Annotated in this window: 8 protein-coding genes; all 8 read right to left on the bottom strand. The window is 73.2% G+C overall.

The genetic code is table 11. The features are described from left to right. Positions 1 to 1,148: glycosyl hydrolase family 95 catalytic domain-containing protein (locus ACTUAL_RS20305; RefSeq protein WP_440901363.1), on the bottom strand; the 1,148-nt coding region annotated here is incomplete at its 3' end. Next, positions 1,123 to 3,120, bottom strand: a complete 1,998-nt coding sequence (locus tag ACTUAL_RS20300) for a beta-galactosidase (RefSeq protein WP_440901362.1) — start codon at positions 3,118 to 3,120, stop codon at positions 1,123 to 1,125. The genes ACTUAL_RS20305 and ACTUAL_RS20300, both read right to left, overlap by 26 nt. 37 nt (positions 3,121 to 3,157) lie before the next feature. After that, positions 3,158 to 4,135, bottom strand: a complete 978-nt coding sequence (locus tag ACTUAL_RS20295) for a carbohydrate ABC transporter permease (protein WP_440901361.1) — start codon at positions 4,133 to 4,135, stop codon at positions 3,158 to 3,160. Beyond that, positions 4,132 to 5,106: an ABC transporter permease gene (locus tag ACTUAL_RS20290; protein ID WP_440901360.1), complete on the bottom strand. Its 975-nt coding sequence runs from the start codon at positions 5,104 to 5,106 to the stop codon at positions 4,132 to 4,134. The genes ACTUAL_RS20295 and ACTUAL_RS20290 overlap by 4 nt, the downstream gene beginning before the upstream one ends. Next, entirely contained in the window at positions 5,093 to 6,691 is a 1,599-nt protein-coding gene (locus ACTUAL_RS20285; RefSeq protein WP_440901359.1) for an extracellular solute-binding protein, read from the bottom strand. Before ACTUAL_RS20285 ends, ACTUAL_RS20290 begins: the two co-directional genes overlap by 14 nt. 258 nt (positions 6,692 to 6,949) lie before the next feature. After that, positions 6,950 to 7,963: a LacI family DNA-binding transcriptional regulator gene (locus ACTUAL_RS20280; protein ID WP_096492703.1), complete on the bottom strand. Its 1,014-nt coding sequence runs from the start codon at positions 7,961 to 7,963 to the stop codon at positions 6,950 to 6,952. Next, the gene (locus ACTUAL_RS20275) at positions 7,963 to 10,524 is read right to left on the bottom strand and encodes a glycoside hydrolase family 3 C-terminal domain-containing protein (protein WP_440901358.1); all 2,562 of its coding nucleotides are present in this window, start codon (positions 10,522 to 10,524) and stop codon (positions 7,963 to 7,965) included. The genes ACTUAL_RS20280 and ACTUAL_RS20275 overlap by 1 nt, the downstream gene beginning before the upstream one ends. A 231-nt stretch (positions 10,525 to 10,755) precedes the next feature. After that, on the bottom strand, positions 10,756 to 11,183 hold a 428-nt coding region (locus ACTUAL_RS20270), incomplete at its 5' end, for a glycoside hydrolase family 48 protein (RefSeq protein WP_440901357.1).

The raw sequence follows: 11,183 nt of genomic DNA, 5'->3' as shown, positions 1-11,183 counted from the left end.
TCGCCCCGGTCCTCCACCAGCCACGCCAGGCAGAACTCGGCCGCCCCCAGCAGCAGCGGCCAGGCGCGCTCGCGCAACCGCACCGCGTCCCCGCCGAACTCGTAGCGCTCCCACAGGTGCAGGCACAGCCACGCGCCCGCCATCGGCCAGTTCGCCCACGCCGGGTCGCCCTGCACGGGCGTTGCCAGGAACCAGCGGTCGGGGTTGTGGTGCGCGCCCCAGCCGGGCAGCCCGTACAGCGCCCGCGCCACCCGCGCGCCCGACTCCGCGAGCCCGTGGAGGAACTCCAGCAGCGGCTCGTGGCACTCGGCCAGCGCGGTCGGCTCGGCGGGCCAGTAGTTCATCTCGGTGTTGATGTTGAGCGTGTAGTTGGAGCGCCACGGCGGCTCGGCGTGCGGGTTCCACACGCCCTGCAGGTTCGCGGGCAGCGTGCCCGGCCGGGAGCTGGCGACCAGCAGGTGCCTGCCGTGCTGGAACAGCAGGGCGGCCAGCGCCGGGTGCTCGCGGGGCCACGTCGACGGCGGGCCGTCCGGCGCGGCGCCCAGGTCCAGCTCGACCCGGCCGACCAGCTCGGCGTGCGCGCTGGCGGCGCGGTGCCGGAACAGGTGCCACGGCGGGACCCCGTCGACGCCGACGTACACCACGACCGCGTCGTCCTCGTCCAGCCGGGTGAAGTCCACATCGGACTCGACGGTGACCTCGTCGGCCCCGGTGACGCGCACGCCGAACCCGCCGCCGCACACCGCCTCCACCGTCACGGGACCGTGGAAAGTGGTGGCGATCCCCTTGAGCAGGTCCAGCTCCCGCCGGTAGCCGCCCTCGGCGCGGTAGCCGAGCACCAGCGCGCCGAGCGGCTGGTAGCTGGCGGTGTCGGGGCCCTGGACCGAGCGCAGCAGCTCGTCCGCGCGCTCCGGGTCGCCCGCGAGCGCGGCGGCCCTGGCGGCCCGGACGACCTCGGGGTAACCCGCGGCCGGTGGGGACGGGTCGGGCGGGGACGGGTCGGTCCACAGCCGGTCGTCGTTGAGGTCGAACCTGCCGTCGCCCCAGCACATCGCGCCGAACCGGCCGTCGCCGATCGGGTGCGCCTCCTCCCAGCGCGCGGCGGGTTCGGCGGCCCACAGGCTAGGGCTGTCGGAGAACGGCGACACCGAACCTCCCGAGTTCGACCTCGTCGGCGGGCGCGGCCTCGGCGCCCTGACCGCTCCCGGCGCCCGCGCCCGCCCCGGCGAGCAGGTCGACCCCGCCGCCGGGCACGATCACGGTCACCGGGTGTTCGTTGTGGTTGACCAGGAACAGGAACCCGCCCCGCCGCACCGCCTCCACGCCCGAGGGCAGCTCGGGCAGCGCGCGCGGCACGCCCGCGCTCTCGACCAGGTGGGCGAGCAGCCGCGCGGTGGCGGCGGGTTCGGGCCGGGTGGCGGTGTACCAGGCGCGGCCGTTGCGCAGCACCACCGGCGCGTCCCCGGCGCGCGCGACGACCTCGGCCCCGCGCGGGGCCACGTCGTCGAGCCAGAAGTCGGCGGTGAACTCCCCCAGCAGCTCGGACTCGCAGCGCAGCTCGCGCTCGACCGGCGCCATCTCGTGCACGGTCAGCCCGAGCAGCTCCCGCAGCGGACCGGGCGCGCCACCGGGGTGGACGCGGTCGTTCCCGTCCACCACGCCGGAGAAGAACCCGACCAGCAAGGTGCCGCCACCGTCCACGAAGGACTCGAACCGGGTGGCGTCGCGCAGCAGGTACAGGTTCGGCACGACCACCAGCGCGTAGGCCGACAGGTCCGCGTCCGGTCGGACGAAGTCCACCGCCACGCCCAGGTCGAACAGCGGCTCGTAGAAGTCCCGCACCCGCGCCAGCAGGTCGAAGTCGCCTGCGGGGTGCGCGTCGAGCCGGCACGCCCACCAGCTCTCCCAGTCCAGCGCGAACGCCACCGACGCGCGCACGTCCGCGCCGACGACCTCGTCCAGCCTCGCCAGGTCCGCGCCCAGCTCGCACACCTCGCGGAACACCCGCGTGTCCGGCCCGGCGTGCGGCAGCATCCCGGAGTGGAACTTCTCCGCGCCACCGGCCGAGGCCCGCCACTGGAAGAAGCACACCTCGTCCGCGCCGCGCGCCACCGCCTGCGCGGACTGGGCGCGCAGCTGACCGGCGGGCTTGGCCGGGTTGCGGTGCCGCCAGCTCACCGCGCTCGCCGCCTGCTCCATCAGCGCCCACGGCCCGCCCGCGAGCGAGCGCACCAGGTCGTAGGCGATGGCCGTGCCCACGTGCGACTTCGGGTCCGAGGGGTCTGGGTACCAGTCGTGCGAGACGACGTCCTCGTGCGCGGCCAGCGACCAGTAGTCCATCGGCTGGTCCAGGCCCATGAAGTTCGTGGTGATCGGCACGTCCGGGTTCGCCGCCCGCAGCACCGCCTTCTCCGCCAGGAAGCACTCCAGCAGCGCGTCCGAGGAGAACCGGGCGAAGTCCAGCCGCTGCGCCGGGTTGATCAGGTACGGGGCGCGGCGCGGCGGCACGACCTCGTCCCAGTCGCCGTAGCGCTGGCTCCAGAACGCGGTGCTCCACGCGGCGTTCAGCGCGTCCAGCGTGCCGTGCCGCGCCCGCAGCCAGCGCCGGAAGTGCTCGGCGCTGACGTCGCAGTGGCACACCTCGCAGTACTCGTTGTTCACGTGCCACATCACCACCGCCGGGTGGTGCGCGTACCGCGCCGCCAGGTCCGTCACCAGCTCCAGCGACCGCTTGCGGTAGACCGGGGACGACGGGCAGAACTGGTTGCGCGAGCCGTAGGACAGCCTGCGCCCGTCGAAGTCCACCGGCAGCGTCTCCGGGTGGCGGTGGCCCAGCCACGGCGGCGGCGACGCCGTCGGGGTGGCCAGGCACACCGCGATCCCGTTGGCGTGCAGCAGGGACAGCACCCGGTCGAGCCAGCCGAACTCGCGCGCGCCCGGCTCGGGCTCGATGGTCGCCCAGGAGAACACGCCGACCGTGGCCACGTTCACCCCGGCCCGCTTCATCAGCTCGACGTCCTCGGCCCACACCCGCTCGGGCCACTGCTCGGGGTTGTAGTCCCCGCCGTAGAGCAGCCTGCCGCGCGCCGCAGCGCCCAGGCCCACCGGTCCCAGTTCCACAGGCCCCAGTCCCGTCACACCGTCCCCGCTTCCACCGTCACCCCTTGACCGCCCCCACGATCACGCCCTTCGTGAAGTGCTTCTGCACGAACGGGTAGACCACCGCGACCGGGACGAGCGCCAGCACGACGACGGCCATCTTGATGGCGAGCGTGGCCACCAGTCCACCCCCGGCGCCGACCGTCTCCGCGCCCTGGGTGACGCCGGGGATCGGCTGCCCCTGGAGCACGAAGGTGCGCAGCACCAGCTGCAGCGGCCACTTCTCGGTGCTGTTCAGGTACAGGAACGCGTTGAAGAACGCGTTCCAGTAGCCGACCGCGTAGAACAGCGAGACCACGGCGGTGACGCCCTTCGACAGCGGCAGCACGATCCTGGTGAGCACGCCGAACTCGCTGGCCCCGTCGATGCGGGCGCTGTCGATCAGCTCGCCGGGCAGGTTCATGAAGAACGAGCGCAGCACCACCAGGTTGAACGCCGACACCGCGCCGGGCAGGATCAGCGCCGAGTAGCTGTCCAGCATCCCCAGCGACTGCACCAGCAGGTAGGTGGGGATCAGGCCGGGCCCGAACAGGAACGTCAGCAGCACCAGGAACAGCAGCGGCCGGTGCGCGAACGTGCCGGGCCGGGACAGGCCGTAGGCGGCGAGCAGCGAGATGCCGGTGCTGAACGCCGTGCCCACCGCGGTGATGCCCACGCTGACCAGCACGGCGCGGGTGACCACGCCGCCGGTGAGCAGCTCCTGGTACGCGGCGAACGTGATGCCGTCCGGCACCACGACGAGCCCGCCCGCGGCGGTGATGGCCTGCTGCGTCGACAGGCTGGTCAGCACCACCACCCACAGCGGGAACAGCACCACCAGCAGGATCACCGCGACCAGCACGCCCTTGACGGCGCGGCCGAGCGCGGAGGGCGGCTCCTCCCACACCGGTCTGGTCGGCTTCGCGGCGGCGCGCGCCGCGCGGACCGTCGGGCGCCCGGTGGTGCGGGGGGTCGTGCCGGGGGTCGTGGTCGTCATCGGGAGTACACCCCCTGCTCGCCCGCCAGGTGCGCGACCTTGTTGGCCGCCAGCACGAGCGCCAGCCCCACCACGCCCTTCACCAGCCCGGCAGCCGCCGCGTAGGAGAAGTCGGAGTTGACCACGCCGGTGAAGTAGACGTACGTGTCGAGCACTTCGGAGGCTTCCCGCCCGACCGCTTCCCGTTGCAGCAGGAACTGCTCGAAGCCCACGGTCAGCGCCTCGCCGAGGCGCAGGATCAGCAGCAGCACCACCACCGGCACGAGCGCGGGCAGCGTGACGTGCCAGAGCCTGCGCCACCGCCCGGCCCCGTCGACGGCGGCGGCCTCGTACAGCGAGGCGTCCACGGTCGCCAGCGCGGCCAGGAACACGATCGCGCCCCACCCGGCGTCCTTCCACACCGCCTGCGCGGTGACCAGCCCCAGGAACAGGTCGGGGTCGGTCATCACGTCGAACGTGGTGGCGCCGTTGGCGCGCAGGAACGAGTTGAGCAGACCGGCGCCGCCCAGCATCTGCTGGAACAGGGTGATCACGAGCACCCAGGAGAAGAAGTGCGGCAGGTACACCACGCTCTGCACCAGCAGGCGCAGCCGGGGCGACAGCAGGCTGTGCACCAGCAGCGCGAGCCCGATCGGGATCGGGAAGTAGAACACCAGCTGGAACGCGGTGATCAGCAGCGTGTTGCCGGTGGCGGCCCAGAAGTTCGGGTCGGTCGCGATCCGCTCGAAGTTCGACAGGCCGGTCCACGTGCTGGCCAGGATGCCGGTGTACGGCGAGTAGTCCTGGAACGCCACGACGTTGCCGAGCAGCGGCACGTAGTGGAACACCACGAGCACCAGCGCGGCGGGCCCGACCATGAGCAGCATCGGCCAGTCGCGGCGCAGCTTGCGCGACCACGCGGGGGCGCGGCGGGCGGCGGTGTGCCCGCCGCGCCGCGCCTCCGGTGGGGTCATCAGGTCAGCGCCCGGCATCGGTGAGGACCTTGTCGTAGAACTCGCGCAGCTTGTCGCCGCCCGCCTTGCGCCACTCCTCGGCGAGGCCGTCCGCGTCCTTGGCGCTGGCGCGCCCGCGCAGGATGTCGTTGGTGCGGTCCTCGAACTGCTTGCCCAGCTTGGTCAGCTCGGCGGGCTCCTCGATGCGCAGGCCGAACGTGATCGGCTTGACCTGCTTGGAGTAGGCGTCCGCGTGCCAGGCGTGGGCCTCGCGCACGAAGTCCGGGAACTGGGTGTGCGCGTACGCCTCGGCGGGGCCGGAGATGAACCCGTAGGTGAGGGTGATCTCCTTGGCGCCCAGGGCGTTCAACTGCGGCGAGCCCTCGGCGTTGCGGGTGCTGTGCTTGCCCTCGATGCCGTAGCGCAGCAGGAAGTGCTCGCTGGTGCCGAACGGCGCGGCGGCGAAGTTGCACAGCCGCAGCAGCTCCCTGACCCGGTCGTCGGAGAGGTCCTTGCGGAACAGGGTGAGCATGGAGACCGGGTTGCTGATCGGGTAGGTGGCCTTCCCGCCGTCCGAGGCGAACGGCAGGATCGCCGACATCCGGAAGTCCGGGTTCACCGGCCGCTGCTGCTCCAGGGTCTCGTGCCAGGCGCCGACGCCGTCCTGGTGCAGCAGCACCTGCCCGGAGGCGAACAGCTCCTTGAGTCGGCTGAAGTTGCCCGCCACCACGTCGGGGTGCACGTACCCGGCGTCGAACAGCTCGCGCATGTCCCGGATGGCGGCGGCGTACTCGGGGGTCTCGATGTGGTTGACGACCTTGCCGGAGGAGTCGCGCTGCCAGTCGCCCTTGTCCCCGCGGGCGCGCACGAGCGTGCGGAAGATGTCGCCGACCGCCCACCGGTTGCCCGCCGGGTCGTTCACCTTCGCGCACAGGTCCTTCAGCTCGGCGAAGGACTTGACCTGCGGGTCGACGCCCAGGCTCTGGAACAGCTCGGGCCGGTAGAAGGTGGCCTCGGCGAACAGGTCGCCGGGGAACGGCACCGCGAACAGCTTCCCGTTGTAGACGCAGTTCTCCCACACGGCGGTGGGGATGCCCGCGAGCATCGGGTAGTCCTTGGCCGTGTCCCCGGCGATGAGCCCGCCGATGTCGCGGAACACCTCGCCGACGCCCGCGCTGAACCGGGGCGGCACGGTGAAGGTGGGCATGACGGTCAGCTCGGGCACCTGCCTGCCCGCCATCATGGCGGCGAGCTTCTGCGCGTAGTCCGCGCCGGCGACCAGCTCGAACTTGACCGTGCCGCCGAGCCGCTCGTTCACGGCGTCGTAGTAGGAGTTCTGCCCGAGGCCCGGCGGCACCGGCCAGAACGTCGGGGTCATGACGGTGACCTCGCCGCCGGAGAGCGGCTTCTCCTTGACCGCGTCCACCAGCGTGGAGGGGAACTTCAGGTAGCCGGCCTTGGACCCGTTGACGCCGGGCAGGTCGGGCTTGGCGTACTCGACGGGCGAGTAGGCCGGGAGCAGCTTGGCCAGCTCCTCGGAGTTGAGCGCGCCACCGCCGCCGCCCTGCTGCGGCGCGGGCCCGCCGCAGCCGACCAGCAGCGCGCCACCGGCAGCCGCACTCATGCCGAAGAAACTCCTGCGGGACACATTCATCGAACAACGCCCCTTCGCGTCGGTGATAGGGGTGCCGCCAGGGTGTGGTGCGCGGGCTCGACGGCGCGGACGGCGGCGCGCGCGTCGCGGAGTGGTGCTGGTGTCACCCCGCGAGGAGGTGGCGCTTCCCGGTGTGGCGCTCCTGGGTGTGGCGCTCCCCGGTGCGTCGCACTGCGGTGAAGCGCTTCGACATGGGGCGCGCGGCCGGGTGCGGGCATGGGGTGGTCCTCACCGGCGCCCGGCGCGGGCGGCGGTGCTGGCGCGTTCGACCAGGCGGGGCCGCAGCAGGGTCAGCGGGGCCACCCTGCCGCGGTTCAGCTTCGCCATCAGCAGCTCCACGGCCCGGTGGCCGAGCTGCTCGGCGGGCAGCTGCACCGAGGTCAGCTCCGGGGACAGGCGGTCCGCCAGGTCGTCCGGGCAGATCGCGACCACCGCGATGTCGTCCGGCACGTCGCGGCCCAGGGCGCGCAACGCCTCCAGGACCGACGGCAGCGCGGCCTCGTTGTGCACGACCAGCCCGGTGACCGTGGGGTGCCGGTCCAGCAGGCCCGTCACCGCCGCCCGCACCGAGCCGTGGTCGGTCTCGGTCGGCAGGGTCGTGGAGGAGATGCCGCGCCGCATCGCCGCCGCGCTGAACCCGGCCATGCAGCGGTGCGCGAACCCGGTGTCGCGCTCGTAGACCGCGCGCGGCGCCCCCACCAGGGCGACCGACCGGTGCCCCAGGTCGGCCAGGTGGTCGACGCAGCGGGCGCCCGCCTCGGCGAAGTCCAGGTCCACGCAGGTCAGCCCGGCGGCGTCGGCCGGGAAGCCGATCAGCACCGAGGGCCGCTCCAGCTCCCGCAGCACCGGCACCCGCTCGTCGTGCATCTCCACGTCCATCACCAGCAGCCCGTCCACCTGCGCGCTGCCCGCGACCCGGCGCAGCCCGGCCGCGCCCTGGTCCGCCGTCACCAGCAGCACGTCGTGCTCGTGGCCTCGGGCGGCGTGCGCCACCGCGACGACGAACTGCATCAGCACCGGCAGGTTCATGCCCTCGCGCATCGGCAGGACCAGCGCCAGCACGTTGGCCCGGTTGCTGGCGAGCGAGCGGGCGCCCGCGTGCGGGTGGTAGCCGAGGGCGCGGACGCTGGCCTCGACCCTGGCCCTGGTCGCGGGCGAGATGGAGCGCCTGCCGGTGAGGACGTAGGAGACCGTGCTGGGCGCGACCCCGGCGTGCCGGGCCACGTCGGCGATCGTCACCATCAGAGGACCCGCTCCACCCGGACGCCCGCGCGCAGCGCGGTGACGACGACGGTGGAGCCGCCCTCCCTGGTCAGCTCGGTGCCGTCCGGGGTCTCGTAGGGCCACGGGGTGACCTCGTGGAACGCGATCCAGTCGCCCGCGGCGGGGAAGACCACGGCGTCGTCGACCAGGCGCACGCCGCTGTGGTGGTCGAAGTCGACCGCGCGCAGCGGACCGGTGCGCGGCGCGGGCTCCTCCCCCGGCAGCTCGACCTCGAGGCGGGCGCGGACGTCCCGGCTGGACGGGCCGACCAGCAGCACGCACGGCCCGGCCTCGACCGAGCGGCGGCCCCGGACCACGTCCCAGTGCCACAGCGCGTCGGCGGGCAGGGCGACCTCGGCGGACTCGCCGGGCGCGAGGGCGACGCGGCGGAACGACTGGAGCCTGCGCAGCGGCTGGCGGATCGCCGAGTCGGGGCGGGCCGCGTACAGCTGGACCACCTCGGCGCCCGCCGCGCGGCCGGTGTTGGTGACGGTGACGGTGACCCGCTCGCCGTCCCAGGCCGGTTCGCCGTAGTCGAAGGTGGTGTACGACAGGCCGTGGCCGAAGCAGAACAGCGGTTCGGCGGTGGAGTACAGGTAGGTGCCGCCGGAGCGGATGATGTCGTAGTCCAGCAGGTCGGGCAGGTCGGCGGCGGAGCGCGGCCAGGCCTGCGGGAGCCTGCCGGACGGGTTGAGCTCGCCGAACAGGGCCTCGGCGACGGCGGTGCCCTGGCGCTGGCCGCCGTGCGCGGTCCAGAGGACGGCGGGCAGGTGGTCCTCCTCGCCGTCCAGCGCGTACGGGTAGCTGCTGACCAGCACGAGGACGGTGCGCGGGTTGGCGGCGCGGACGGCCCGCACGAGCGGGAGCTGCGGCAGGTCCAGGCCGGTGCGGTCCTGGGTCTCGCGGCCGTTGACGTGCGGGTCGTTGCCGACCACGACCACGGCCACGTCGGCCTCCCGCGCGAGCGCGACGGCCTGCGCCGTGCCGTCGTGGACCACCTCGGCGGTGAACGGGCCGTAGGTCCGGTCGCTGACCGCGTGCCGCAGGAGCAGCCCCTCGGGGGTGTCCTCGGGCCTGAACAGCTCGCGGACGTCCCAGCCGCCGGGGGCGAGCGCCTCGGCGACCAGGTCGCCGTCCTCGGTGACGCCGAGGAACCGGCGGTTGGCGGCGGCGCGGAGGGTCCAGGCGCCGTCGCCCCAGTCGAAGCGGTCGAAGCCCTCGCCGGGTTCGGCGGTGGTCTCGACGCGGCCGTCGACGACGGCGAGGTGGCGGCCGTCGGCGCCGCGCAGGGTGATCCGGTCGACGCCCTCGGCGAAGGTGGTCCGGGCGAACTCGGACAGTCCGCTGAGGACGGTCACGGCGCTGTCCGGCAGGGTTCCGCTGTACCAGTCCTCGAACAGGGTGTCGGCGTGCGTGCCGAGCACCGCGAGCCGGACGCCGCGCGGCAGCGGGAGCGCCTGCTCCTCGTTGCGCAGCAGCACGATCGCGGCGCGGGCGGCGTCGAGCGCCAGGTCGTCGTGCGAGCCGATGACGTCCTGCGTGATGGCGGCGTGCGGGTTGCGCTCGGGCGGGTCGAACTCGCCGAGCCGGAACCGCAGCGCCAGCAACCGGCCCACCGCGCGCTCCACCACCTCGAAGGGCAGCAGGCGCCGCTCCAGCGCCTCGGTGACGGCGGTGATCGTCAGCTCCGGGTCGGGCCCCTGGTCGGTGCAGTTGTCCACGCCCGCGAGCAGCATCGCGGCGTGCCCCTCGGCCTGGGTGGCGCGGAAGCCCTGCGACCCGGCGATGTTCGACGGCGCGAACGCGTCGCTGACGACGGCGACGCCGTCCGGGTGCCAGGTGCGCAGCTCGCTCTCCAGCAGCGGGCTCAGGTGCGCGGGGCGGCCGTTGACGAGGTTGTAGGACGGCATGACGGCGACCGCCGCGCCCGCCTCGACCGGCCCCCGGAAGCAGGGCAGCTCGTACTCGTGCAGCACGCGCGGGCGCAGGTCGGACGAGGTGGTGTCGCGGTCGGTCTCGTTGTTGTAGACCAGGAAGTGCTTCAGGGTGGGCGCGGTCTTTATGTAGAACGGGTGGTCGCCGCGCAGGCCGGACGCGAACGCGGTGCCCATCGCGGAGGTGAGCACCGGGTCCTCGGAGTAGCCCTCCTCGTTGCGGCCCCAGCGCGGGTCGCGCAGCGGGTTCACCACCGGGGCCCACACGTTGAGGCCGTTGAGCGGGTCGCGGTCGTGGAACCCGCGCGCCTCGGTGCCCGCCGCGTCGCCGACCCGGCGCACCAGCTCGACGTCCCAGCCTGCGGCGAGCCCGACCGGCTGCGGGAAGACGGTCGCCTCGCCGAGCCACGCGACGCCGTGCACGACCTCCAGGCCGGTGCGGAACTCGGCGAGCCCGAGGCGCGGGACCGCGGGCTGCCGCTGGTGCAGCAGGGCGATCTTCTCCCGCTCGGTGAGCCGGGAGAGCAGGTCGGCGACCCGGTCGCGCAGCGGCAGGGCGGGGTCGCGGAACGGGAACTGGCCCACGGCACGCCTCTCGTCGAACACGTCGAACCGCCTGCGCCCGAAGTCGAATCGATTCGATTTAACGGCCAGGCATTTCCGGCAGATCATCAGCGGGTGAAGTGGTCAGAAATGTGCCACGGCCTCCACCGGTGGTCAACACCCGAATTCCCGGTCGACGCATTCGATTCGAACGCGTTCGACGAATGCCGCGGAAAGCCGGGCACCCCCCGCGCCCATGGGCGCGGGGGGTGTCCTGGACCTGCGGTTGTGCGGTTAGCCGAACAGCTCCGAGTGCAGCGAGAACGCGGTCGCGATCTCGGCCTGCGCCCAGAACCTGTGGTACTCGAAGGTCGGCGCGGAACCACCGTTCAGGTAGGCCTGAACCTTGGGCCAGTCGGGGTCGTCCCGGTACATCGAGCGGATGGACAGGAACGTGGAGCTCTGGTTGATGGTGTCGCCGTTGGGCATCTTCCCGGTCCAGCCCGGCGGCACGTAGACGCCGGACCCGGAGGCCGAGTCGTAGGTGTCGTCGAACCGGTTGTAGTCCGCGCGGGACTCGGGGGTCGCGATGCCCTTGTCGTCCTGGTGGGACAGCAGCGCGGTCAGCAGGCCCTCGCCCGTGGTGCGGGCGGCGGCGTTGCCGGACTTGGCCGCGTAGTTCAGCAGCGTCTTGGCGAGCGACGCGGCGATGCCGACGTCCT

It is taken from the genome of Actinosynnema sp. (assembly GCF_052038725.1).
This window is presented reverse-complemented; position numbering and strand designations above follow the sequence as displayed.